This is a genomic window from Acinetobacter guillouiae (assembly GCF_002370525.2).
Classification (GTDB): Bacteria; Pseudomonadota; Gammaproteobacteria; order Pseudomonadales; family Moraxellaceae; genus Acinetobacter; species Acinetobacter guillouiae.
In genome coordinates this window covers 4,080,589-4,106,580 of the sequence record NZ_AP014630.1, presented here as the reverse complement: position 1 = coordinate 4,106,580, position 25,992 = coordinate 4,080,589, and the positions used below count along the sequence as shown (strand labels likewise).

Sequence of the window (25,992 nt, the reverse complement as noted above, 5' to 3'; positions counted from 1 at the left end):
TTTCTAATGAAAACTTTTGAAGGAAGACCAGCTTATTCTTCTACAAAGCTTACCGTACCGTTTGCCAAAGATTCAACACGTGCCAAAGATTCAACACGGTAGCCTTTATCTAATAACAATTGACGGCCGGGTTGGAAAGATTTTTCAATCACAATCCCAATACCCACAACTTCTGCATCCGCTTGATGAATCAAGTCAGCAAGACCTAAAGCGGCTTGACCATTGGCTAAGAAATCATCAATAACCAAAGCTTTATCGCCTTTGCTAATATGTTTCTTAGAAATCGCAATGGTGCTTTCAATTTGCTTGGTAAAAGAGAATACTTTTGAACGATATAAATCATCTTTAAGGGTTAAAGACTGATATTTACGTGCAAAAATAACGGGTACACCAAGTTCCAAACCAGCCATCACAGCAGGCGCAATACCTGATGCTTCAATTGTGATGATTTTGGTAATGCCTGCATCTTTAAAAAGACGAGCAAACTCTTGACCGATGAGCTGCATCATCACAGGGTCAATTTGGTGATTTAAGAAAGAATCGACTTTCAGAACTTGATCAGATAGAACGATACCTTCAGCTAAGATTTTCTGTTCTAGTGCGTGCACAGGGAGAATCCTCTAGAGGCAAGGTGCTTTTTAAAGCAAAGGCGTATTTTAAAAAGCACTAAAAAAAATGCAAGCTGAAATTGATCAAAAGGTGAAAAATGTCTTACTTTTTGTAACTGGTCAAGGTTAAGTTATAAGACGTTTTACCATCAACATGTGACATTTTCACGGGTAAATAGTCTAATTGAGGCGCTAACCAGAAAATTGAACTCTTTTCACCATTGTCATGGGTGAGTACAACTTTGACCGTGTTATAGGTTCCCGCAGGGGTTTTAATTGACTCCGTCCCTTGTTTAACAAAGCGACGCGCATCTAAACCTTTTGCATCTGCAATCAAATAACTTGATTTTAGACCTGCACCTTTTAAGTCTTCACGTACTTGTAATTCAGCATTTAACTCATCTAAAGCACCTGCTTTCCATGGGAAAGAACGTGCCTGATCTTTTTTCTTGGTGTTAATGGTTTTGCTGTTTGGATTAAAGTTAATGGTCATGGTGTCATTATGTACCAACACTTTACTGGTACGACTAAAACTACTTGAGTTAATTTGACCATTGGTAAAGCTAAAACGGCTTGTTTCACTTGCAGAAGCAATTGCTGCTGCTTTTGCTGCAAATACATAGGTCCAGTTATTGCCACTTTGACTCAATGTACGGGTCGCAGTACCTAAGTTTTTACCATTATAGGCAAACTGGTAGCTTGCTTGGAACGGACTCATGGCAAGAGCATTGCTTGAAAATCCAACCAATAACATTGCAGTTGAAACACCAGTTGCGATACTTAATGTTTTAAATAACGTTTTTGCCATCATTAAATGTCCTATGCATTTAAAAGTATTTTTGGATATGACACCTATTATGCGGTGTAATTAAAGAGAAAATATTCACTTTATTGCTAATCCTGTGAATTTATGTATACATTTTGATTGCGATAACTTGAAATCTAATCTGCAATTTGAGACTTAATTCTTTTGCTCAATCGGCGTAACTTCGGTTTCAAGATAATCATCTTCGTCCCAGTCTGGGTCTTTATCTTCTCTAAATTTACTCAATAAAGCGGTTAGGTTTACATTACCAATCACCACCAACTCAGTTTCACGTAATTCTGCATGGTTCACATGGACTTTGTTTAATGTGTCCATAATAGAACGATTTTTTCCTAACCAACGATTCAGATCTAAGTGAAGTAATTCATCTTTTACGGTAATGACATTAAATTTTTCTAGGATCATTCCTAAAGGATCTTTTTTCAGTACCTTTTGATAGAAGAATAAAGCAGTATTTACGCCCATCTTATACCAAACATTGGGATAGCTAGCTTCGATCACTTGGGTGTTGCTGATTTGTTCAAAAACAATCAACTGCATATCTTTGTTGAGTTCCATTTGAACTAACTTAAGATCTACAGAAAGAACCAAATGCATGCCTTTGACATTGAGTGTGGCATAAAGTTTTAACCAATCATCATGCAGGTCGGCATGTAAATCTTCTAAAATTTTGACGTTGTCGGTGACAAAACGTTTAAAGGTCGCATTTAAAAATACTTGTGATACTGGAAACTCGCGTTCTTCTTCTATAAAACCTTCTGCTTTTTGGTATACTTGTCGAATACGTTTAACAATGTTAGAAAGTAGCGTCGGCATAAGTATTGTCCCAAATCATCATCATTTTTTAAGGCGATAAACTTGTCGATTATTAAAAAAATACAAGTCTAACGATTGCAGTTTAACAAAAAACATTGCACCATTTTGAGTGTTTTAAAATTACGTTTTTACTTTTACTAAATAAGTCACAAAGTTTGTGAATAATGTAAAGTTAAACTTATTTTAATAAATTTTAAATTTGGCGATTGGGGAATTTTGTCGGATTAATGTCATGATAAAAAAATTATTTGCCAATACACAGCATTCTGAGTACTGGTGGCAAGACGCATTATTTGTTGGAGCTGTTTCTGCAGCTGTCATTGCACATGTACTTTTTTTATCTGTTCAATTTGGAATGCCACAAGAAAATAATACCAGCACAAAAGAAATCGCAATCAGTATTCGCCCAAGTGAAGATGAAATTAAAGATGCAGACTTTTTAGCGCAAGCAAATCAGCAAGGTTCTGGAACATTCCGTAAAGAGCATCGTATTTCAAGTGATATGCCAGCGCAAGCAGAAGACAAGAGTGCGGGTGATCAGCAACTCGAAGCTTTAGAGCAAATACAGCAAAAACGAGAATTGAAATTCGAAGAAAAAGTATTAATGACGGTTCTTAGCTGGCAAAAGCAGGCGGAACAAAACGATCGTAAAAAGGCCATGGAAGAGTTGCAGAGCCAGATGCAGGCTAAAACGGCAATGGTGGCGAGTTTAGAAGCTCAATATTTACAGAAACAACAAAATTTTAGTAAACAACAAAAAATTAAAACCTTAGATGGTATTCAAGCCAAACAAGATGCATCTGCTGGATATTTAGATAAATTTCGCGAAAAAGTTGAGATGTATGGAAACCGATATTACCCAGATCTTGCCAAACAGCAGCGTCTTTCGGGTGAGGTCCGTTTAATGGTCATTCTCAATAATGAGGGTGGGATTCGTGCTATACGATTGATTGAAAGCTCAGGTCATTCAATCCTCGATGAAGCTGCCAAAAACTCAGTGCGTAAAGGTGCACCTTTTGGACGTTTTGATTCAAAAATGAAAGATATTTCTGAACTGCGGATTGTGCGCACTTGGCGTTTTGACCCAGCTGAATCTGAATTTGAAGTGCGCTAATAGATAAATACTGTTTAGTCCATTGACCAAAAAAGATTAAGCTCATGGAAATCATTATTTTTAATGAAATGAATGACTATATCTATGCTATAGCCATCTGAGTTAAATGAACTAATTTGTCGATAATAATCTGAAAAATCTTGTTTTAACAATTGTATAAATTTTTTCGATTTTAATTCTGTATCCTTTTGTTTTAGAGATAACGATGTTGTAAAAAAACATTCAATTTGGTGAACCTCTTTATCATTAAACTCCCTAATGTCTGCTGTGGTTTTTAAGAAATTGTGATCGAAAACAGTATGAGCAAGCCTATGTGCATATTTATACTCAAAGGTTATTCCTCCCTCTTGAAATTCTTGATCTGATTTTTCCGCAATTTCTAAAAGAAAAGATTGAGTTGGTTTTGTAAGCATAGTTTTTATTCCTATAAGTTGATGATTTGATTTAACATCATAGGCGTTATACTAAAACTCCTATAAATTATTGATTTTAAATTACACTATATAGATTTTTTTTTACCATTTCTCAATAGAATAGGGAGAGATATTCATTTATATAAAGGGAGTTTGAATTTTTAAATAGAGATTGATCTTTAATATCATATTGTTCGATCAAAGTGATACTTCACTAAAATTTTATTAAAATGGCTAAATTGTTAGTGTCTTTCCCCGCACTTTATTTCTACATCAGCATCATTTTCAACTCATAATTTTACTTAATCATTTTTTAATAAGTTTTTATGACTTCGCAAACTTCAACACTAAATTTTTTATACCACTGTTGTTTACCAATTCGTTGAGCTGCTTGATGTTCTGCATCTTTATGCCAAGCCTGGATATCTTCAAGTGTATTCCAATAAGAAAGCGCAACTTCAAAATTATTTTCACAAAGAGACTCAAATTTTTGACAGTTAAACTGGCTTAATGCTTTCTCTTGTAAAAGTTGTGCAGTTTGAAAATACTGTTGATCAAGGGTATTGATCTGTGCCTTAAAGATAACCACATATTTCATTTTCAGTGCTCGGCCTTTACTTTAACTTCTCTTTAAAAAGGGCAATAAAATCAGAAATTGATGTATCAAAGTAAATTATGATCATGGGCTTGAATCGGTGGAGGCGTCGGTTTCCCGAGAGTTCCTAATAATTCAATTTCAATCATTCGCACCATCGAATCTAAAGGTAAATCATTACTTTGCGTACCAAAAGGTTCTTCTATCTCGGTACTTAAAGCATCTAGCCCCAGAAAAGTATAGGCTAAAATACCCACCAGCAATGGTGTTGCTAAACCCAGTAATGAACCTAAGCTAAAGGGCAGCATAAAGCAGAAAAAATAGACCGTACGATTTAATAAAACTGAATAAGCAAAAGGCAAAGGTGTGGTTGCGATACGGTCACAACCAGTTTGTACCAAACTGAGCTCATTCACATGTTCATTTAATTGGGTATAGATAATGTCGGAAATTTCGCCTTCTTTGAGCGCTTGCATCAATTCCCATTGGATCAAACTCAGCGTGTATTGCGGCGCATTGGTTTGTTGATACAACTGTGTCAGTGCCTGTTGACTCATACCACTGGTTTCCACCAGCGCATCTGGATTTGCTGTTTGATGTCTCAGACGATCTCTTAATAAGTTTGCAAATACAATCACATGTTGAATGATTCGTTCACGACGCCCTTGAGGGAATATACGACAATCACGGTCAAAGTGACGTGCATTGGCGATCAGCATTCCCCAAAGTTTACGCGCTTCCCACCAACGGTCATAACAGGCGGTATTTTTAAAGCCTAGAAAAATAGAAAGCACCACACCAATCAGGGTAAAGCCAACCAAGGGTAATTCAGGAAAACGATATAAATTGGTATACTCAATGCCACCCACAATTGCAGAAATCAGCATCACAAAACCAAGCGGTGGCAGCACTTTGGGTAAAATCGTACCACGCCAAGAGAGTAATATTTTAAGGGTATCGTTTTGATCGCGGACAATCATACTTTTAAATCTATATTTTTTAGTGATCTTCACCGCTTCAAAGGTGCTTGTCAATCACATTTGTAGGGAAAGTTTTGGGTTTGATGAGTCCGTGTTCAGCAAAGGAGTAGCTTTGCTCAGCAGCAATGATCATATGATCCAATAATTCTATTTCAAGCAGTTGACAGGCTTTTAATATTTCTTGAGTTAAATCGTAATCTTCACGTGAAGGCTTGGCAAAACCTTTAGGGTGATTATGGGCAATAACGATAAAAGTCGCATGTTTCTGTATGACATATCGTAATAATTGATTAATGGAAATATTGCAGTAATTGATTGAACCATAAAATAGTTTTTTAAAACTCAATTTACGTAACTGGCTGTCTAAACAGAGTACGGCAAAGACTTCTTGAGATTCTCCGATCAATTCATAACGTAAATAATCTCGGATTAAATCAGAACGACTCAAGTCTAAACCTTGGTTTAGTTGATGTTTCAAGTAACGCCGTCCCAGTTCTTTCACTGCCATGAGTTGTGAATACTTACTTTCGCCAATGCCATGAAACTGTTTTAAATCATCTAAAGACGAATCAAATACAGCATTTAAATGACCAAAATGTTGAATGAGCAAGCGTGCTAATTCAACAGCGGAGTGTTGTTTTGAGCCTGAGCGTAGAAAAATCGCCAGTAATTCTGCATCAGATAAGCTGTGCGCCCCTTGTAAGAGTAATCTTTCACGTGGACGTTCTTGTTCAGGCCATTGTTTGATTGAATGATTCATTATTTTTCACATTTTAAAATTATTTTACTTCTGATTTTTCTCCCTTGAATGACTTGGGAGATAGACTATTTAATGATATTGTGAGCGCCACTGCAACTGAAAGGTAGCCTGATAGTGAGTTTTGATCTCAGTGTATTTTCTAATAAAAATATTATCCTCGCTGTAACAGGCGGTATTGCTGCCTATAAAAGTGCAATCCTGGTACGTCGTTTAAAGGATTATGGCTTTAATGTACGCGTGGTAATGACCAAAGGTGCACAGGCATTTATTACCCCTTTAACTTTTCAGGCCTTATCCGGCAATCCTGTTCATACTGAGTTATTAGACCCTGAAGCAGAAGCGGGAATGGGGCATATTGAATTGGCGCGTTGGGCTGATTTAATTTTAGTTGCACCTGCAAGTTGTGACACCATTGCAAAGTTTGCGGCGGGTTTGGCTGATGACTTGCTCAGTACCTTGTATTTGGCAACCAAAGCACCTGTTTGGGTTGCGCCTGCAATGAATCAGCAAATGTGGGCAGCTAAGCCGACACAACGTAATCTAAATACCTTAGTTGAAGATGGCGTACATGTGATTATGCCTGAAGCGGGTTCACAAGCTTGTGGTGATGTCGGTTTAGGGCGTATGCCTGAACCTGAAGATTTAGCTGAACAAGTTAAAAACTACTTCCATCAAGCACAACGTGCGATTGCTGAGAAGTTTGGCTTGCTTGCTGGAAAACGTGTAGTGATTACTGCGGGACCAACACGTGAAGCGATTGATCCTGTGCGCTATATTTCCAATCACAGCACAGGGAAAATGGGCTTTGCTATTGCAGCAGCCTGTTATTCAGCAGGGGCAAAAGTGACGTTACTGGCTGGCCCAGTCAGTTTGGATACCCCGAATGGTGTGCGTCGTATCAATGTTTCTTCTGCGATAAAAATGCTTGATGAAAGCATGCATCAGCTTGAGGAAGGCTGTGACGTGTTTATTGCAACTGCGGCTGTCGCTGACTATCGTGTGGCAGAAGTTGCGGAACATAAGATCAAGAAAGCGGGTGATGAGCTGAATGTTTCGTTGGTAAAAAACCCTGATATTGTGGCGACCATTGCACAGCAGTCAAAGCGCCCATTTATGGTGGGTTTTGCGGCAGAAACCCGGAATGTAGAGGAATATGCAGCAGGAAAACTGGTTGCCAAAAAACTCGATATGATTGCCTGCAATGATGTCTCGCGTGCTGATATTGGTTTTGCTTCTGATCAAAATGCGATGACCGTGTTTTTTGCAGAACAGTATCAGATGGAAAAGCGTGATTTAGAGAAAGCCTCGAAACAAGAGATTGCACAACAATTGGTTGAAGCGATCCACGATGCCTTACACCATGAGATTGAACCAATTTAAGCCTTTCTCTGATTATTTCTAAATATAAAAATGCAACGAATTCGTTGCATTTTTATTTGCTATTTTTTGTGCTTTTAAACTATGTTTAATCTTGGAAATGGACAATAGCCACAATGGGCTTTTTTACACCCAACAATAGCCACAGTTTTAAGGAAGATCATAATGATCAAAAAAACTTTAGCCACCGTCATGATGATTTCTGCTTTAGGTTTCAGCTCAATGACTTTTGCTGCAACGTTACAACAAAATATGCAGGCATTAGGTAAAAACTATAAAGCATTTAATCAAACCAATAATGCCGCTGAAGCAAATAAAGCTTTAGATAATATGCGTGCTGCTGCAACGGACGCTAAAAAAGTCAAACTTAAAGGTCGTGGTGATGCCAGTGCTCCGACTTCGACTCAATTATATGATCAATTGATTGCGCAAATTGATAAGACTCAAGCGCTAGTCAAAGGCGGTCATTTAGATCATGCCAAAATGGAAGGCAAGAAAATTGCTGAAATACGTGATCAAGGGCATAAGATCTATCAGTAATCGATTCATTTGAAAGCACAAAGCCGTTAGTTTTAATGACTAACGGTTTTTTATTGTGTGGAGATTTTTAAACAATATTGAATCACTAAACTCAGCATGATTCGGATTTGCTCATTGCATTACAACTGTTAAGTTAGATGTAGAAAAGTGAGGAGAAATGCGATGCAACAGCACCATCAGTTTGAACGTATTGCAAAAGCCATTGAATACATTAAACACAATTTTAAAGCACAACCGAATTTAGATGAGGTGGCTGCGCATATTCATTTAAGCCCTGCACATTTTCAACGTTTATTTACAGAATGGGCTGGAACCAGTCCGAAGAAGTTCTTGCAATATATCAGTATTGAACATGCAAAAAACTTGTTAAAACAAGAGCATTCGGTATTTGATGCGACTTATGACACAGGACTATCGAGCACCAGTCGTTTGCATGATCTATTTATACAAATTGAAGGGATGACACCTGCTGAATACAAAAGTGGTGGGGAAAACTTAACCATCCACTACCAGTATGCTGAAACACGCTTTGGAATGGTTTTAGTGGCTTCAACAGCCAAAGGGATTTGCTTTATGTCTTTTGTGGAGCATGCGCAAGATGCCTATAGCGCACTCGTTGAAAAATTTCCTAAAGCAAGATTTTATCAGCAAGCAGATGCCTTGCATGAACATGCTTTGGCCATTTTCTCATCTGAACAAAAACCATGGAGCCAAATTAAGCTGCATCTAAAAGGCACTGATTTCCAGCTTAAAGTTTGGGAGAGTTTGCTTAAAATCCCGATGGGGCAATTAGCAACCTATGCAGACCTTGCAGAACAGATTGGAAATCCAAAAGCTTCCCGTGCAGTCGGTACTGCGATTGGCAATAATCCAGTGGCTTTTTTAATTCCATGTCATCGTGTGATTCAAGCGACAGGTGTTTTAGGTGAATATCATTGGGGTAAAACACGTAAAGCCGCAATGATTGGCTGGGAAGGTGTGCAAGTACATGCCAGCGTTTAATCCACAACAAGCATCAGCGCTACTCAATAAAATTGAGGGTTTAGATTGGGAGACAATTCGTGCTCAGATGCATATGCAAGGCTACTCAATCCTTAAAGACTTTTTATCTGATGAATTGTGTGAGTTGATCAAAAGTCATTATAACCATCAACAACTGTATCGAAAAACCGTCACTATGCAGCAACATCGTTTTGGATATGGCGAGTATAAATATTTTAATTATCCATTACCAAACTTGCTTCAACAGCTTCGAACTCAGTTTTATCCCTATCTGGTTCCTATCGCCAATGCTTGGTCTGATGCTTTAAAGTTGGATCGACAATATCCAGATTCACATTTTGAATTTTTACAACAATGCCAACAAGCGGGTCAAAATAAGGCCACTGTTTTGATTTTGCACTATCAGCAAGATGGGTTTAATACCTTACATCAAGATCTATATGGCGAGGTCTATTTTCCGATCCAAATGGTATTTGTTCTTAGTCAAGTCAATAGCGATTTTACCGGTGGTGAGTTGGTGTTGACTGAGCAAGTACCACGAGCACAGTCAAAAGCCATTGTTTTACAACCTGATCAAGGGGATGTGTTAATTTTTACCACGCAGTTTAGACCGAAGAAAAGCACTCATGGCTATTATCGAGTCAATATGAAGCATGCTGTCAGTCAGGTGCGTACAGGGGAGCGTTATACATTGGGGATTATTTTTCATGATGCTGTGAGTTAAATGATGATTAAGCATGATGACATTGAGCGTTTGGCGTTATATCGAAAAATCAGGAATGCTGAAATTTTATTTGCAGGCAATCAAAAGCTAAAAATTTATGGACGTTTAAACTGTGGTTCGGGCAAGCGTATGTTAAAAGCCAATCGGGTGTTCTTTAGTAGTGAAGCCGAAGCCTTGGCATTGCAATTTCGCCCGTGTGGACATTGTATGAAATCAGCCTATGTGAAATGGAAAAATGCAACAACTTGAGTTTCTAACCGATCCCCATGAGAACTTGCTTCCACAAGATGGAACAGTGAATTATTTCGGAAAAATCATGGATGAAGCCATCGCCAATGATTATTTTGAGCAATTGCTAACGCTTATTGAATGGCAAAATGACCAAGCGATTATTTTTGGCAAAAAGATCATCACCAAACGGAAAGTGGCTTGGTATGGAGATCTCGCTTTTGAATACACTTATTCAAATAGCTCCAAATATGCCTTGCCATGGACTGAAGAATTACTCGAACTGAAAAAACAGATTGAATTGATCACGGGTGAAATATTTAATTCTTGTTTGCTGAATCTTTACCATACAGGTGAAGAGGGTATGGCATGGCACAGTGATGGTGAAACAGATCTAAAAAAGAATGGTGCAATTGCGTCTTTAAGCCTAGGCGCGGTTCGAAAATTTGCCTTTAAACATAAAAATAGCCAAGAAAAGATTGAGGTTTTTCTCGAAAATGGCAGTTTGCTGGTCATGAAAGACACCACACAAACATATTGGTTGCACCGCTTAGCCCCAACAAAGAAAGTGCATACGGCTCGGATTAATCTAACCTTTAGAACAATCGATGAATCATGATTTTTCCTCACGGATAAGCCAAACAATTGCGGCAAAAAGAAAATTGATTAAACTCCCATAAAAAATAAAATTGTAGGGAATCATGTTGAGTAAAACTTGAGAATAACTCAGTGGATAAAAGGGATACATATCTGCATGCATTAAAGCATCTAAAAAAACATGACTAAAACTCCCGACCAAGGCACTGACTGTCGCCACTTGCCATGTGATCTGCCAGTTTGCTTGTTTGAATAAGTTGCGTAAGCAAAACTCACTCATTACTTTACCTATGGGGACTGCAAGCAAAGCAATCAACAAAGCACCAAGTAAATTATGGGTATATAAATGGAGTGTGGTCCAGCCTCGAATGATGCCAAATAGAGGTTCTATATCCATCAAAACCTGAACACCAGAGAAAATTAACAAGCTAAATTTTTTATTTGCAATGGCTTTACAGCTTGCGCCTAAGCCCAAATGAAAGGGAGTAAATGGCATTGTTATTGTTCATGCTTATTGTGATGTTTAAATTATAAAAAATTGCATCACCCACGGTTGTGAAGTTTGGGTGATTTTTATCTGATCAAATATAAAAAAGACCGCATAGTGCGGTCTTTTAGACTTAATTATTGAGAAATTAAGCTTGGCCTTCAGCAGCAGCGCCTTGGGCACGTTCCATATTTGCTTCAAACTCTGCATCAAAATTGATTGGTGTAAGAAGTAATTGAGGGAAGCTACCTTTAGTTACAAGATCATTAACTGCTTCACGCAAGAATGGGAACAAAATGTTCGGGCAGTAAGCACCTAAGATGTATGGAAGGCGGTCTTCTTCAATACCATCAATCAAGAAAATACCTGATTGTGTTACATCGACGATAAATGCTGTATCGCCTGCATTGTTCGCTTGAACAACAACTTTTAAAGACACTTCAAAGTGGGTTGCATCCACTTTTTCAGCAGCAGAAGACAAGTTGATGTTTAATTCAGGTTGCCATTCTTTGGTAAAAACTTGAGCCCCAGGTACTTCAAAAGAAATGTCTTTTGTATAAATACGTTCTAAAGCAAGTTGTGGTTGAGCTTGTTGTTCTTCACTCATTCTTTATTCCTTAAATTTTAAGAAGTGATTCATTAATTAAGTTGTGGATTAACCAAGTAACTCATCGAGTTTGCCGGCTTTTTCTAAAGCATAAAGCTGGTCAAAACCACCGATAAATTCATTATTAATAAAAATTTGTGGCACTGTACGGTGTCGAGTTTTCTGGATCAGCTCAGTCTTAACTTCAGGTGCTTCTTCATCGAGATTGATTTCGGTAAAAGCAACACCTTTACGCTCAAGTAGAGATTTCGCACGTACACAGTATGGGCAAAAAGTTGTTGAATATACTTTTACTTCAGCAGTCATGTTGAGCTCCTTAAGCTTATTTTTTAGCTTTAACTAATGGCAAGCCTTGGGCTTTCCAGTTACTGATACCACCATCAAGACGATAGCTGTCTGCATGGCCGACTTGTTGTAAAGCACTTCCTGCAACTTGACCTAAGTTACAGATAAATACTAAAGGACGGTCAGCAGTTTTTAACTCTTCAATGTGACTGGCAATTTGACTGTATGGAATGTTGCGACTGCCACTCACATGACCTTCACGGAAATCTTTAGCATCGCGTAAATCAATCAACATCGCATTTTTAGCCTTCACTAAAATACCAAGTGATTGTGGTGAAATCTTACGGCCACTGCGTTGTCCTTCAAAAATAAAGAACAAGATCGCCAGTACCCCTAAAATACCAAATAAGAAGGGGTGATTCCCCATAAACTCAAACCAACGTTCCACAAGTCACCTAATTACAATCAAAAATTGCGTCGAGTATAGCGTATATATATGGTGATCAAAATCACCGCTTCAAGGTTCTCAAAGAAGAAATTTAATTTTTTTGTTGCGCATCAGTGATTTCTTCAATTAAACGTAAATAACTTTCATGTCGTCTGGCTAGAATTTCACCATTTTCTACCGCTTTTTTAATTGCGCACTGTTTCTCATGCGTGTGGGTGCAATTACGATATTGGCAATGTCCAATCAAGTTAGATATTTCAGGAAAGCCTGCATCAATCTTTTCTAGACTCAAATGCCAAAGCCCAAATTCACGGATGCCGGGCGAGTCAATCAAAGCACCATTTTCACCAAAACGAATCAAACGAGTAGAGGTCGTTGTATGTTGTCCGAGCGCCGAGTTTTCAGAAATAATATTGGTCTTTTGTTCTGCATCAGGAACGATGACATTAATCAGGGTACTTTTGCCGACACCTGATTGCCCAACGAAAGCAACGGTTTCGTTGTCGAGTCGTTGCTTTAATTCGCTAATATCACCTTCAGACTGAGTGATCAGTACTTCATAGCCCAAGTCTTGATATTCTTTAATGAGATCTAAAATAGGGTCATTTTCTTTGAGTAAATCTGATTTGTTTAACACCAAAAGGACTGGAATATCCGCATCTGCACATGCCACTAAATAGCGATCAATCAGCGTGGGTGCTGGCTCAGGCAGAGTTGCAAAGACGATGACGATTAAACTGATATTGGCTGCGACAGGTTTAACTTTATGATAACGATCGGGACGCGTTAACAACGAGGTCCTTGGGTGAATGGCAGTGATGATGCCTAAACCTGTATTTGGATCTGCTTGCCACTGAACTTTGTCGCCCGTCACTAACAGCTCTAAATTGGTTCGTGTATGACAGCGCCAGACACTGCCTAATTCAATCGGTTTCCAAAAGGGCTCTGGATCACCTTCATTGACGATGGGTTTTTGCGGATGTTGAGTAGGAACAGAAAGGGCTTGTACTTCGAGTTGTCGTCCATAATGCTGAACAACAAGACCTTCAAGGTCATTGGAAGTGTCGATTTCTTCTTGACGTGTTTTATGTTGTTTCTGAATGCGGCGTTGCTGCTGTTCAGTTAAACGACGTTTACGAATTAAAGCCATTCATATCCTAAAAACCTTAAAAATGAGAAGGCAAAAATACCATGACAGGCGAATGAATTACAGCGAAGATGCAAGAAATTTGCTACTATTCATTTTTTATTGGCCTAATAAGATTGCACTATATGAGCAGCACTCCGGATACCCGCTTAATTTGGATCGACCTAGAGATGACAGGTTTAGATACAGATAATGACAAGATCATTGAAATTGCGACAATTGTAACAGATGATCATTTGAACATTTTGGCGGAAGGCCCTGTGCTCGCAGTGCATCAATCAGATGTTATCCTCAATGCAATGGATGAGTGGAACACCAAACAACACGGTCAGTCAGGTCTGATTGAACGGGTACGTCGTAGTAAACTCACAGCGCAAGATGCAGAGCAGCAAACCTTAGAATTTTTGAAGAAATGGATTAATCCTAAAACTTCGCCAATGTGTGGTAATTCAATCTGCCAAGATCGCCGTTTTATGCACCGTTTAATGCCGGAGCTTGAACAATTCTTCCATTATCGTAATTTGGACGTGTCTTCAGTGAAAGAGTTAGCAAAACGCTGGAGACCTGAAATTATGAGCGGTCTAAAGAAAAATGCTTCACATTTGGCAATGGATGATATCCGCGATTCGATTGCTGAACTTAAATATTATCGTCAGTATTTCTTTATTGCCAATCAAGATTAATCATCTGAGTGGTTAAATCTCATTACATATCAGATTGAAACAAGAGGCTTTTTAGCCTCTTTTTTTACTATGCATTTTGGTTTTTTAAGCTATACTAAAGCTGATGTCCTCTGACAACTCGTTACAAAAAATAGCAAGCAGTTCAAATTGTTTGCATAAAAAACGTTTTAATATCCTTATATATATTTGAATTATTACAAAGAGATTGACTATGCAAAGTAATAACCCAATTTTAACGCGTGCGGAAACGTATGCAGATTATGAACAGCCAATGACTGTACAAGGCGCAATTCAAAAATCAGTTTTATTGACTGTTATTGCGGCCATACTCGGTGTTGGAATTTTTTTCTATAGCTTTACCACAATGAATGTTGGAATTGCCTATGCTGCCGCAATGGTCGGTGCAATTGGTGGTTTGATTCTTGGATTGGTTGCTACATTTAAGCCGAATACGGCACGTGTTTTAGCTATTCCTTATGCGTTCTTTGAAGGTGCATTTTTGGGTGGTGTTTCAGTGATCTTCCAACTGAAGTTTCCGGGCGTACCATTACAAGCACTTTTAGCTACATTTATCACAACTTTAGTGATGTTTGGTTTATATAAATTCCAAATTATTCGTGCAACTGAAAAATTTAAATCAATTGTGATTTCAGCATCTATCGCAATTGCATTGGTTTTTGTAGTGCAGTTCATTATGCGTTTGGCTTTTGGTTCAAGTATTCCATTCTTATTTGAAAGCAGCATTTTAGGTATTGGTTTTGCTGCATTTGTTGCGGTGATCGCATCATTGAACTTGATTCTTGATTTCGATTTGATTGAATCGGCTGCTGCACAACGTGCACCGAAAGCCTATGAATGGTTATGTGGTATCGCTTTGTTGGCAACATTGGTATGGATGTACTATTCATTCTTACGTTTATTGAGCTTGTTGCAAGGTGATGATTAATCATTCCCTTTATATAGATTGATAGATTTGAAAAGGCGCACTCGATTCAGTGCGCTTTTTTTATGTTTTTAGTAAACTTTTAAAAAAAGATGCATTATGCAATTTAGTTATGGGTCAAGACTTGGCATTATGCTTACAAAATTGATCAGGTGAGAATTTCATGGCACAAGGACTATTGGCAGGTAAACGCTTTTTAATCGCGGGTATTGCAAGTAAATTATCCATTGCATTTGGTATTGCTCAGGCATTACATCGTGAAGGTGCAGAACTCGCATTTACTTATCCAAACGATAAACTAAAAAAACGTGTAGATGATTTTGCAGAACAATTCGGTTCTACTTTAGTTTTCCCTTGTGATGTTGCTGTGGATGCTGAAATTGACCATGCATTTGCTGAATTAGCAAAGCATTGGGATGGTTTGGATGGTGTTGTACATTCAATCGGCTTTGCACCTGCGCATACACTTGATGGTGATTTCACGGACGTCACAGATCGTGAAGGTTTTAAAATTGCTCATGACATCAGTGCTTATAGTTTTGTTGCTATGGCACGTGCAGCAAAACCTTTATTGTTGGCTCGCCAAGGCTGTTTATTGACTTTAACTTACCAAGGTTCAGAGTCTGTTATGCCAAACTATAATGTTATGGGTATGGCGAAAGCATCTTTGGAAGCAGGTGTGCGTTATTTAGCATCAAGCTTAGGTGCTGAGGGTATCCGTGTAAATGCAATTTCAGCAGGTCCAATCCGTACTTTAGCGGCATCTGGGATTAAATCTTTCCGTAAAATGTTAGATGCCAATGAAAAAATTGCACCGTTAAAACGTAATGTTACGATTGAAGACGTAGGTAATGCAGCCTTATTCCTATGCTCACCTTGGGCAAATGGGATCACTGGTGAAATTCTATATGTTGATGCTGGTTTTAATACGGTCGGTATGAGCCAGTCAATGATGGACAGTGAATAGCATTTAGTCTATATAACAATTTGAATTAAAAACATAAATCTCAACATTAAGCATTTAATGTTGAGATTTTTTTACAAATTTTAAAAAATTAACCGATCAATAAACTAGGATTCAATCGTTTTTTTTGATTAAATATTCATAAATATTAATATTATTTTAAGTTTGATAAAAAAATGAATTTTGCCAATATATTTTCGGCTCTGCAACACCTTGGATTGACTGCGCAAAAACGAGCCTTGCATATCCAATTTAGCAATCCTAATTTGACTGCTCAAGTCTTCTTACAACGTATCGATGGACAACATGGTTTAAACCAAGGTGTGTCTGTTGAACTGATTTGCCTTGCCACTTCAGCTGTGATTCCCCTTAAACAATTCATCGGTAGCCAAGTGGCGATTGATCAAGTCACAGATCATGGACAATTGTTTCGTAGCACAGGAGTGATTACTGAGGCCGCACAAGGGCAGAGTGATGGTGCACTCACGCTATATAAACTCAAACTCGAAGATGCCACTTCACTGTGGCATAAACGCCGTAACAGCCGAGTGTTTATGAATAAGTCGGTTGTGCAAGTCATAGAAACGTTGTTTAAAGAATGGCAAGACAAAAGCCCACTCTTTGCATCCAGTCTAAGTCTCGATAAAAGTGGACTGAAAAAAGATTACGATATCCGCCCATTCATTATGCAGAGTAACGAAAGCGACTATGCATTTTTAACCCGCCTGATGCGCAGTGAAGGGATCAACTGGCTGATTGATGAAGCGCAATTGATTGTGCCTAGTTCTGCGACTCAAATTCAGCCGCAAAAACTGCGCTTGGTGGATGACAATAGCGAATACAAAGCGCTAGAACGAAGAACGATCCGCTTCCATCGTAGCAGTGCCACAGAACAACAAGACAGCATCACCAGCTTTATCGGACAACGTAGCTTACAACCCACTGCTGTCCACGTACAACGCTGGCAAGCAGATGTGTTAGAGCAAGAAGAGGGCGCAGGCAGTGTTCAAAGTAAACACCAGCACAGTCAAAATCAGAATAATGCCAGTCTCGGTTTAGAACAAGCTTGGCATATTAGCCCAGCATGGATTCAAGACCTAAATGGTGAAGATCAAGCAACCGCTTCAAATAACAATCAGATTGAAAAGATCAACCAAAACCTCAGTCATTATTACGATGCTCAATCCAAACAATTTGTTGCCAACTCCACTGTGCGTGATGCACAAGTGGGTTACTGGTTTGAGTTAAACGAACACCCAGAAATAGACCAACACAATGGCTCAGACAAAGAGTTTCTGATCACGTCAAAGGCATTTTATAACCAGAACAACTTACCCAAAGATCTGAGCGAACAAATCAATCGCTTGCTCCAACAAAGCAATTGGGTAAACGAAAATAAAGCAGATCCAAATAACCCAGAACGCCAAGCCAATCAATTGGTGTTACAACGCCGTAATATCACCACTGTTCCGGAATACCACCCACTACGACATCGTCCTAGTACCCATCCACAACGTGCCAAAGTGGTTGGGCCAAGTGGAGAGGAAATTCATGTCGATGAATGGGGACGTATTAAAGTTCGTTTTTTGTTTACCCGCAATGAAGACCACAGTCACGATGGTGGTGCAGGGAGCAATGACAACGACACCGATTCCGCTTGGGTGGATGTACTGACCCCGTGGGCAGGTGAAGGCTATGGTGCGCGGTTCTTGCCGAGGATTGGTGAGATTGTCGTGATAGATTTCTTTGATGGCAATATTGACCGACCATTTGTGGTGGGACGTATCCATGAAGCGCAACGGAGTCCAACTAAATTTGATGACAAAGGCCAATTGCCTGATACCAAAAAATTAGCGGGGATCAAAAGTCGAGAAGTTAAAGGCAGTGGCTATGGCCAACTTAGATTTGACGATACCACAGACCAAATCAGCAGCCAGCTACAAAGCAGTCACGGCGCGAGTCAACTTAACCTTGGTAATCTGAGTCATCCTAAAGAAACCGATACCAGTAAAGGGCGAGGCGAAGGCTTTGAATTAAGAACAGACCAATGGGGAGCAGTGCGTGCAGGACAAGGTTTATTGCTGAGTACCCATGCTCAAGATTCAGCTTCAGGTAACCATCTCGATGCGACCGCCGCGAAAAGTCAGTTAGAAAGTAGTCTAAATAATTCCAAGGCCTTAAGTGAAGTTGCCAAGAACCAGCAAACTGACCCTTTGGAGGTGTTGGAAAGAATAAAAGGGTTTATCAATACACTAGACCAACAAGATCCGAAAAAAGCAGATGCATTTAAGTCTGCGGTGATGATGTTGGCTTCCCCTAATTCGATTGCGCTTGCCAGTAACGAAGATATTCATCTTTCAGCAGATGGGCAAATCAGTCATACCGCAGGCGACAGTATCAACCTAAGTACACAAAAGGCTTTGATTGGGCATGCCAGTGCTAAGATCAGTCTTTTTGCGGCACAGGAAGGGGCAAGGTTATTTGCTGGAAAAGGTAAAGTTGAACTTCAAGCTCAAGATGGTGGTGCAGATGTGATTGCACGCAAAGGGATTCAAATCATTTCGACCGAAGACGCGGTTTATATCATTAGTCCGAAAGAGATTAAGTTGATTGGTGATGGTTCTGAATTAAAGATTAATGGTTCAGGGGTATTTTCAACTACAGGTGGTTTGTTTCAGGTGAAGTCGGGGCAACAGAAGTTTACCAGTGGTGCGAAGATTAATTCAGACATTCCTCAGCTTCCTATTTGTGAAATGCGTGTTTCTGGTGCTGCGGCAAAAGGTGATGCTTCTGTGGAGCTTTCATAATGTTATTAGAGGCTATACATCCAAAAGAAGTGATTGAGTATGATTACGTTATTATTGACCCGAATCTAAATGCGCAATATTTTTATGATGTGGAAGCTCAACTTAAGTCTTTAGCACCTGATTATGCGAAGAATGTACAGCATGTTTTTCCGTATTTATTGCGTTTAAATTCAGTTGGTGCTTCGCTTGTTGATGAAATAAAGCAACATGATCAAAATCAGATCAAAGCGGGGCTTTCACCTTTTTTTCTAATGACGTTTAAAAGTGTTCCAACTCGAGAACCTGATATTGTTAATCACTTAAAACAAAATTTAGTCTATGAAGTAGGCACTAAGAAGTATTTGTATCGGTTTTTTGATCCGAAAATTTGGATGCTACTCAATTATTTTGAGAGTCAGGATTTTTTATGGATCAATAAATATTTTAAAAATATTGAATTTAATTTCTTAAATGAAACATTGTGCTTTGACGCTGGATCTGAGGGGGATTTTATTCAACAGCCTGATCATGATTTATTGGACAAAATCAGTGTAAACAACAGAGTATTTGAAAAGTTAAAATTCAAGACTGACGACCTGCCAGCATACTTTTTAAAAGTTAGTCAGATTTTTAATTATGCAGACTTAATAAAAAATAAAGGGATTTTGACCAAGGATGATGCTGTAGCATCCATTTTTCATGCAGATTTAATCGGTGAAAGCTTTCTTGAAACCCACTTTTTTCAACGTTTAACAGAAAGTCCCAAAGGCTATGAACAGGCAAGCAAACAGCTTTCAACGTCTGAGTGGGATGATTTTTTTAAAAAACAAAATATTGATGATGAAAATTTAAAAAATAAGGTGATGTATGGATTCTAAGAGTTGTGATTTTTGTAAAAGAGATATTGGCTTAAAGATTTTTGTGAATCGCTATATATTTTCATCAACAGGTACAAATATTCCACTTGATATGGCTGAAAATCAAAGTGAATTGTATGAAATAGAGGATATAAAATCAGATATCAAAGAATATTTATCGGGTTTAGAAGAAACCAAGTTTGATTTTATTAACTCCTATAAGCCACCTAGTCCGCAAGCTTCAACAACCACGTCAGCTTTAGAAGCATCTAGTCATGATTCAGAAAATAATCTTGAAGCACCAGTTGAGTCTCTGAATACGATTAGGGTAACAGCCACAAAGGGTAGTTATAGTTATCCTAAACACAAAACTGAAACATCAATGGAACAGTATGGTTTTACAGGGAGTACTTTAAGAAAAGGCTTTTTATATGTTTATCTAAAACACGTAAACCAATGGCAAGAATATAAAATTTCTGAAAAGGGATTTTTAAAGCGTATTAATGAATCAAATTATGATCAAGATTACTCATCTAGACCCTTAGTTTTAATGGAGCAGGGTGATGAGCCTTGCATGAATATTAAGCATAGAGCAAATGCTTTAACGATCGTTGTACCCAAACCCAATGAAGCCTCTTTTGTATATTTAAAATATTCTGAAAACGCATGGAGCAAAGCAACGAAGCTGAGAAACAAGTCACCTGAATTTTACGAAAAATATATGGATAAATTTGACGTAAAAAAATTTATTGCAGGACAATACGAAAAAGGCACATTCCCAATGAAGGCGGGAATTGAGAATTTTTGTGCAGATTCTAAGACAGAATGGGTGGCTGGCGAAAAAGGTGAAGGAACTCTAGAAAACAGTCTGTTAAAAAATAATATATCAAAAGATTTATTTTCATATTCAGAGTATTTTTCCTATCTGTCAGGGAAGACACCTAAAGATATACTTGAATACATAATGAATGAAAATCGAGAGATTAATCAAGTAAAACTAAATAACATGGAATATGCGCTATTCGCAGATTCAAATATGAATGATTCATTTCTTAAAGAGCATAGCAAAGAGGAACTCACCGAGGCTTTATCAAATGATGCAAAAGCAAGAATACTTTTTGGAGCTGTATTTGCGATTGATGACCCTGTTGGCGTAGTGATGGATATTTCAGCTCAAGTTGCAAATCAAATGATGAGTGACGAAGATTATACGGATGATGAAAAAACTGTTAACACATTAGAAGTGTTAAAAAATAATTTTGGGATTAATGATTATCCTTACTTTACCAATGAAGAATTAAAAAGAAATGAGGAAGCGAAACAAAAAATTCGTATGTATGGTGGGGAAGGAGCAATTATTGGTGAACTCCTTGAGGAGAGGTGGAATGAGAAAAAATCAACAGAAGAACTCAATGCCGAGGAGCGAGCGCAAAAAGCAGCAGAACAAATAGGAAAAAATAAAGAATGGAATACAAAATATATTCAATATATTGATTCAAATAGATTTAGTGCGGGTTTAGCCACGCTTAAGCAGAAAAAGCAACAGCAGACAGCCTATGCGGATGAATTGGATGGAATAGGTCAGGAGTTTCTTAAGGAAAGCGTAATTGCGGACCATTTTTTCTTTAACCAAGAAAAAGATAATTTAGTTGATGGTGTTTCTCTTGGCATGTGTGTCAATCTAGTTTTAGAAAGTAGCAAATTATGTCCAAAAATGAATAAATACATGGGGCAATACTTATACAACACGCGAGATCCTAACAATTACTTTTTAAATTTTCTTGCTTTAAATTCAAATGGACTTCGTCAAAAGTTAAATGAACAAATTAATAAATGGTCGCTGACTAATTTAAATGGAGCTTTTGCTACACAGCCTTTTGGGGATTTCATTAATTCCTTTCATGGCTTTTTAAGTACAGCTCGAACGGAAGAATTAAAATTTACATTGTTGACGAATATCAGCAAAGCCTTTTTAAATATCACAGGGCTATCTGCCCCGAATGCTTTAGCTGCTCATCCATTCCAGCCTTTAATGATTTCAATGTTTAGTTTGTCTGAAATCAAGTCTGAGCGAATTACTTTTACGAACAAAAGCGATTTCAACACGAAAATGCGAAATTATTATAGATCACATCAAAATATTGTGGGTAAAGATAATGGTCTAGGCAATGTCATAAAGAATAGTGATTGGAACTATTTGTACGACAAGTATAAACATCTCAAATATATAGATGTTCCACGTTTAGAAGTAAATCCTGAGTTTGAGAGAAATTTACCAAAAAACTTTAGAGAAGCTGTAAAAAAGCATGCTGAGTTATTAAAAAAACAAAGTGCGATGAATGTCAGCGTTATTGCTGAAGATGTTATAGAGCCAAGCCCAAGCTCAGATTATTTTAAATTCTTTATGATTAAAGTCGCAATTGTTGGTTTACAAGGCTGGGCAATTTGTACTGTTTTTAGTCAAAGTTTTGACAATAAATATGAAAAAGTTGGTCGCAGAAGTGCCGCTGTGATTGGTCTAACCATGTCCACTGTAGAAGTAGTGGGCGCACTGTTGAATTCAAGTGATAAAATCACGTCACAATCTCGGCTGTTAAAGTCAATGAATAGTTTTATTTTAAAACTCACTACAGATGATAGAAGCGTTTTAGCAGGAAAAATTTGGCGAGGTTTTGGGTTATTTGCAGGACTAATATTTGGTGGATTTGATATTTATAATGGATATATGGCTGCAACCAATGGGGAAGTTGGATATGGTGGATTTCTTTTCACAAGTGGTTTAGCGGTTGTTATAGGTTCAGTAATGATTTTTATGCTTAATCCTTTCGGGTGGATTGCAATTGCTTTAGGTATCATTCTTTCTTTAATTGCCTATTTTGTAAAAGAGAATAATATTCAAATATGGATACAACGATGCTTACTATCGACCAATACTGAAAAGAAAAGATTTAGTGATATTTTCGAGCAAACAGATCAGTTAAAGACGGTAATGTGATGAAAAATAAAATTAAAAAACATGTGTTTGGTTATGATGTGTTTAAAGAAAACATACCTTTTTCAAAATTAGATAAAGGTGATGTACTGTTAAATCCTCATGATGAGTTTAAACGTAATCATAACTGGTCTTTTTTAAGAATGAATGATGATTATATAGAGCTTATAGATCAATCTTATGCAAGGTTAGGGAAGGGAGTCAGTATTTTAATAATGTTGTTTCCTGTATTTTTAATTTCACTTCATTTTATATATTTTATTTTTAATATAGGTGGGGATAAAAATCTTGGCATCTCATTTTTAATAATGTTTATAATATTTTTGATATGGCTACTTCCATTAATTTCTACTCTTATACCATACTTTAAGCATGATCATAAAAAACCTATTTGTAAACCGATTTTATTTAACCGAAAAACAGGCAAAGTATTTTTTTATTTAACTGAAGCTGAGTATATAGAGCGAGATTGGAAAGATGTTGTTTATGTAATGGGTACAAGCTTTGGGCTTTCAGGATTTACCTTAAGAGAACTGAGAGCACATATTGTTGAAGATGGTCTGTTAAAACATACTTTTGTCATTGGCTTTCCAATGATTGGTTGGGATAATACCCAAGGATTATGGTCATTTATATGTCATTTTATGCATAAAGGGCCAGCAGAACTTTATCCAAAGCCTAATCCTATGTATGGAACAATAGATCCGTTTACGCAATTAACGTTTTGCCAACAGGTCATTGGATCAAAAGAAAGTTATCGAGATACATGGAAGTCATTTCGAATCATTTATCATGATAACTGGGTTCCTGCCTTATTTTCCTATCCTTTCGATGTATGTAATTTTATTGCAAGACGAATATTGCTCAATATAAAACCTCTACCTGTATGGCATAAAGAAGTCATTCTTAAGAATAAAATGGAACAACAACGCCCAGAGGAAATCAGCTTTAAAGACAACTTTGAATTTAGTATGTTTGAGATGAAAGATAAATGATAAAGCGCGTAAGCGCTTTGATCTTTAATGATTAAAATGAAAATTATATTTTTTTGTGAGCTTAATATTTGGAAGCGTAAGTAAACATGGTTACATGATGAAAAGTAAAATTAAAAAACATGTGTTTGGTTATGATGTATTTAAAGAAAATATACCTTTTTCTAAATTAGATGAAGGTGATGTACTTTTATCTCCCTATGATGAATTTAAACGCAATCATAACTGGTCTTTTCTAAGCATGAATGATGATTATATAGAACTTATAGATCAGTCGTATGCAAGACTTGGAAAAGGCTTAAGCCCATTTATATTTGTAATTCCACTGATGTTAATTGCATTATATTTTTTATACTTATATTTTACTCTTGGTGATGATAGTAATGATTCAATATTTATAACTTTCTTGATTGTAACTTCTGTTGTTTTTATAATGTGGTTTTGCTTTTTTGTTTTTTTTCGTCCTTTTTATAAATATGATTATAAGAAACCATTATGTAAGCCGATTTTATTTAACCGAAAAACAGGCAAAGTATTTTTTTATTTAACTGAAGCTGAGTATATCGAACGAGATTGGAAAGATGTCGTTTATGTGATGGGGAATAGCTTTGGTCTTTCAGGTGCACCTTTAAGAGAGCTTAGAGCGCATATCGTTGAAGAAGGTATTTTAAAACATACTTTTGTTATTGGCTTCCCAATGATGGGTATATTCCGTACCCAAGGCTTATGGTCATTTATATGTCATTTTATGCATAAAGGGCCAGAAGAATTGTATCCAAAGCCTCATCCAATTTATGGAACAATAGATCCGTTTACGCAATTAACATTTTGCCAACAGGTCATTGGTGCAAAAGAAAGTTATCGGGATACGTGGAAATCATTTCGAATTATTTATCATGATAATTGGGTTCCTGCTTTATTTTCTTTTCCTTTTGATCTTGGTAATTTTATTGCAAGACGAATATTGCTTAATATAAAGCCTCTACCTGTATGGCATAAAGAGGTCATCCTTAAAAATAAAATGGAAAAAGAACGACCAGAGGAAATTAGCTTTAAAGACAACTTTAAATTTAGTATGTTTGAGATGAAAGATAAATGATAAAGCGCGTAAGCGCTTTGATCTCTGCAAAAATAAAATTATATTTTTTGTGAGCATAATATTTGGAAGCATCAGTAAAATGGTTACATGATGAAAAGTAAAATTAAAAAACATGTGTTTGGTTATGATGTGTTTAAAGAAAACATACCTTTTTCAAAATTAGATGAAGGTGATGTACTGTTAAATCCTCATGATGAGTTTAAACGTAATCATAACTGGTCTTTTTTAAGAATGAATGATGATTATATCGAACTCATTGACCAATCTTATGCGAGGTTAGGAAAAGGATTAAGTCTTTTAGTTTTTATATCACCTTTACTTTTTTTTATAATTGGTTACTTGGTGTACATGTTGGTTAACCCATTTTATAATGAAGGTGTTTTATTATATATATTTATTGTATTTGTTTATATATTCTTATTGTTTTTTACATTATATGGGTTTTTGAGTCCATACTTTAAATATGATCATAAGAAACCATTATGTAGACCAATCTTATTTAACAGAAAAACAGGCAAGGTGTTTTTTTATTTAACTGAAGCTGAGTATATAGAGCGAGATTGGAAAGATGTTGTTTATGTTATGGGGAGTAGTTTTGGGCTTTCAGGTATACCACTGAGAGAGCTTAGAGCACATATTGTGGAAAATGGTATTTTAAAACACACATTCGTCATTGGTTTTCCTATGATTGGTATCTTTCGTACCCAAGGTTTATGGTCATTTATTTGTCATTTTATGCATAAAGGACCAGAAGAATTGTATCCCAAGCCTAATCCGATGTATGGAACGATAGACCCTTTTACTCAATTGACATTTTGTCAGCAGGTCATTGGTGCAAAAGAAAGTTATCGAGATACATGGAAGTCATTTCGAATCATTTATCATGATAACTGGGTTCCTGCTTTATTTTCCTATCCTTTTGACGTGTGTAATTTTATTGCAAGACGAATATTGCTTAATATAAAGCCTCTACCTATATGGCATAAAGAGGTCATCCTTAAAAATAAAATGGAAAAAGAACGACCAGAGGAAATTAGCTTTAAAGACAACTTTGAATTTAGTATGTTTGAGATGAAAGATAAATGATAAAGCGCGTAAGCGCTTCTATCTTTAATTATATTA

28 protein-coding genes are annotated in these 25,992 nt (G+C 37.1%); 16 read left to right on the top strand and 12 right to left on the bottom strand.

The features are described 5' to 3' along the window. Positions 1-32: 32 nt before the first annotated feature. The 3 genes from AS4_RS19100 to AS4_RS19090 form a co-directional block, all read right to left on the bottom strand. Complete coding sequence (locus tag AS4_RS19100; RefSeq protein WP_004725796.1) at positions 33-608, bottom strand: xanthine phosphoribosyltransferase; 576 nt, start codon at positions 606-608, stop codon at positions 33-35. A gap of 103 nt (positions 609-711) precedes the next feature. Next, entirely contained in the window at positions 712-1,419 is a 708-nt protein-coding gene (locus tag AS4_RS19095) for a DUF3108 domain-containing protein (RefSeq protein ID WP_004725798.1), read from the bottom strand. A gap of 150 nt (positions 1,420-1,569) precedes the next feature. After that, the gene (locus AS4_RS19090; protein WP_096735195.1) at positions 1,570-2,250 is read right to left on the bottom strand and encodes a hypothetical protein; all 681 of its coding nucleotides are present in this window, start codon (positions 2,248-2,250) and stop codon (positions 1,570-1,572) included. Positions 2,251-2,482: 232 nt separating this feature from the next. Between AS4_RS19090 and AS4_RS19085 the strand changes: the two genes are divergently transcribed. Further along, positions 2,483-3,364: an energy transducer TonB gene (locus AS4_RS19085; RefSeq protein ID WP_004725801.1), complete on the top strand. Its 882-nt coding sequence runs from the start codon at positions 2,483-2,485 to the stop codon at positions 3,362-3,364. 14 nt (positions 3,365-3,378) lie between these two features. Here AS4_RS19085 and AS4_RS19080 read toward each other — a convergent pair whose 3' ends face one another. From AS4_RS19080 to radC, 4 genes are all read right to left on the bottom strand, one after another. Next, a complete protein-coding gene (locus tag AS4_RS19080) occupies positions 3,379-3,777 on the bottom strand; it encodes a hypothetical protein (RefSeq protein ID WP_096735194.1) in 399 nt (132 codons plus the stop codon). A gap of 313 nt (positions 3,778-4,090) precedes the next feature. Then, positions 4,091-4,375, bottom strand: a complete 285-nt coding sequence (locus AS4_RS19075) for an antibiotic biosynthesis monooxygenase family protein (protein ID WP_096735193.1) — start codon at positions 4,373-4,375, stop codon at positions 4,091-4,093. Positions 4,376-4,440: 65 nt separating this feature from the next. Beyond that, complete coding sequence (locus AS4_RS19070) at positions 4,441-5,352, bottom strand: bestrophin family protein (protein WP_004725806.1); 912 nt, start codon at positions 5,350-5,352, stop codon at positions 4,441-4,443. Between the two features lie 37 nt (positions 5,353-5,389). Then, positions 5,390-6,112, bottom strand: coding sequence for a RadC family protein (gene radC, locus AS4_RS19065; protein WP_004725808.1), 723 nt, complete (start codon positions 6,110-6,112; stop codon positions 5,390-5,392). A gap of 114 nt (positions 6,113-6,226) precedes the next feature. On the opposite strand from radC, the gene coaBC reads away from it, so the two are divergent. The 6 genes from coaBC to AS4_RS19035 all read left to right on the top strand — a co-directional run bounded on the left by coaBC (position 6,227) and on the right by AS4_RS19035 (position 10,602). Further along, a complete protein-coding gene (gene coaBC / locus AS4_RS19060) occupies positions 6,227-7,492 on the top strand; it encodes a bifunctional phosphopantothenoylcysteine decarboxylase/phosphopantothenate--cysteine ligase CoaBC (protein WP_004816940.1) in 1,266 nt (421 codons plus the stop codon). A 162-nt stretch (positions 7,493-7,654) separates the two neighbouring features. Next, positions 7,655-8,029, top strand: coding sequence for a cytochrome b562 (locus AS4_RS19055; RefSeq protein ID WP_004725812.1), 375 nt, complete (start codon positions 7,655-7,657; stop codon positions 8,027-8,029). A 162-nt stretch (positions 8,030-8,191) separates the two neighbouring features. Next, a complete protein-coding gene (locus tag AS4_RS19050) occupies positions 8,192-9,031 on the top strand; it encodes a bifunctional transcriptional activator/DNA repair enzyme AdaA (RefSeq protein ID WP_096735192.1) in 840 nt (279 codons plus the stop codon). After that, a complete protein-coding gene (locus tag AS4_RS19045) occupies positions 9,018-9,755 on the top strand; it encodes a 2OG-Fe(II) oxygenase (protein WP_096735191.1) in 738 nt (245 codons plus the stop codon). Before AS4_RS19050 ends, AS4_RS19045 begins: the two co-directional genes overlap by 14 nt. Before the next feature lie 3 nt (positions 9,756-9,758). Continuing rightward, on the top strand, positions 9,759-10,004 hold the full coding sequence (locus tag AS4_RS19040; RefSeq protein ID WP_056512381.1) for an Ada metal-binding domain-containing protein: 246 nt from the start codon (positions 9,759-9,761) through the stop codon (positions 10,002-10,004). Next, positions 9,991-10,602 (top strand): alpha-ketoglutarate-dependent dioxygenase AlkB family protein, encoded by a 612-nt coding sequence (locus AS4_RS19035; protein ID WP_096735190.1) that lies wholly within the window; start codon positions 9,991-9,993, stop codon positions 10,600-10,602. Before AS4_RS19040 ends, AS4_RS19035 begins: the two co-directional genes overlap by 14 nt. On the opposite strand, the gene AS4_RS19030 is transcribed toward AS4_RS19035, so the two are convergent. The 5 genes from AS4_RS19030 to rsgA all read right to left on the bottom strand — a co-directional run bounded on the left by AS4_RS19030 (position 10,597) and on the right by rsgA (position 13,557). Beyond that, positions 10,597-11,076, bottom strand: coding sequence for a DUF4184 family protein (locus AS4_RS19030; RefSeq protein ID WP_096735189.1), 480 nt, complete (start codon positions 11,074-11,076; stop codon positions 10,597-10,599). The genes AS4_RS19035 and AS4_RS19030 overlap by 6 nt on opposite strands. Positions 11,077-11,215: 139 nt before the next feature. Further along, positions 11,216-11,674, bottom strand: a complete 459-nt coding sequence (gene secB, locus AS4_RS19025; RefSeq protein WP_004725824.1) for a protein-export chaperone SecB — start codon at positions 11,672-11,674, stop codon at positions 11,216-11,218. Between the two features lie 48 nt (positions 11,675-11,722). Next, on the bottom strand, positions 11,723-11,980 hold the full coding sequence (gene grxC / locus AS4_RS19020; RefSeq protein WP_004725827.1) for a glutaredoxin 3: 258 nt from the start codon (positions 11,978-11,980) through the stop codon (positions 11,723-11,725). A gap of 16 nt (positions 11,981-11,996) precedes the next feature. Then, positions 11,997-12,407, bottom strand: coding sequence for a rhodanese-like domain-containing protein (locus AS4_RS19015; RefSeq protein ID WP_004725828.1), 411 nt, complete (start codon positions 12,405-12,407; stop codon positions 11,997-11,999). Positions 12,408-12,498: 91 nt separating this feature from the next. Next, entirely contained in the window at positions 12,499-13,557 is a 1,059-nt protein-coding gene (gene rsgA / locus AS4_RS19010; RefSeq protein ID WP_004725830.1) for a small ribosomal subunit biogenesis GTPase RsgA, read from the bottom strand. A 122-nt stretch (positions 13,558-13,679) separates the two neighbouring features. On the opposite strand from rsgA, the gene orn reads away from it, so the two are divergent. From orn to AS4_RS18965, 9 genes are all read left to right on the top strand, one after another. Beyond that, a complete protein-coding gene (orn, locus tag AS4_RS19005) occupies positions 13,680-14,237 on the top strand; it encodes an oligoribonuclease (RefSeq protein ID WP_004725833.1) in 558 nt (185 codons plus the stop codon). 211 nt (positions 14,238-14,448) lie between these two features. Further along, the gene (locus AS4_RS19000; RefSeq protein WP_004816949.1) at positions 14,449-15,183 is read left to right on the top strand and encodes a Bax inhibitor-1/YccA family protein; all 735 of its coding nucleotides are present in this window, start codon (positions 14,449-14,451) and stop codon (positions 15,181-15,183) included. A gap of 160 nt (positions 15,184-15,343) precedes the next feature. Further along, the gene (locus AS4_RS18995; RefSeq protein ID WP_004725837.1) at positions 15,344-16,147 is read left to right on the top strand and encodes an enoyl-ACP reductase FabI; all 804 of its coding nucleotides are present in this window, start codon (positions 15,344-15,346) and stop codon (positions 16,145-16,147) included. A gap of 173 nt (positions 16,148-16,320) precedes the next feature. Then, positions 16,321-18,951: a type VI secretion system Vgr family protein gene (locus tag AS4_RS18990; protein WP_096735188.1), complete on the top strand. Its 2,631-nt coding sequence runs from the start codon at positions 16,321-16,323 to the stop codon at positions 18,949-18,951. After that, positions 18,951-19,808 (top strand): hypothetical protein, encoded by an 858-nt coding sequence (locus AS4_RS18985; protein WP_096735187.1) that lies wholly within the window; start codon positions 18,951-18,953, stop codon positions 19,806-19,808. The genes AS4_RS18990 and AS4_RS18985 overlap by 1 nt, the downstream gene beginning before the upstream one ends. After that, complete coding sequence (locus AS4_RS18980) at positions 19,798-22,782, top strand: T6SS effector BTH_I2691 family protein (protein WP_096735186.1); 2,985 nt, start codon at positions 19,798-19,800, stop codon at positions 22,780-22,782. The genes AS4_RS18985 and AS4_RS18980 overlap by 11 nt, the downstream gene beginning before the upstream one ends. Beyond that, complete coding sequence (locus tag AS4_RS18975) at positions 22,782-23,774, top strand: DUF6708 domain-containing protein (RefSeq protein ID WP_096735185.1); 993 nt, start codon at positions 22,782-22,784, stop codon at positions 23,772-23,774. The genes AS4_RS18980 and AS4_RS18975 overlap by 1 nt, the downstream gene beginning before the upstream one ends. Positions 23,775-23,871: 97 nt before the next feature. Continuing rightward, positions 23,872-24,870, top strand: coding sequence for a DUF6708 domain-containing protein (locus AS4_RS18970; protein ID WP_227548100.1), 999 nt, complete (start codon positions 23,872-23,874; stop codon positions 24,868-24,870). 90 nt (positions 24,871-24,960) lie between these two features. Further along, positions 24,961-25,956: a DUF6708 domain-containing protein gene (locus AS4_RS18965; protein WP_096735568.1), complete on the top strand. Its 996-nt coding sequence runs from the start codon at positions 24,961-24,963 to the stop codon at positions 25,954-25,956. The last annotated feature ends 36 nt before the right edge of the window (positions 25,957-25,992 follow it).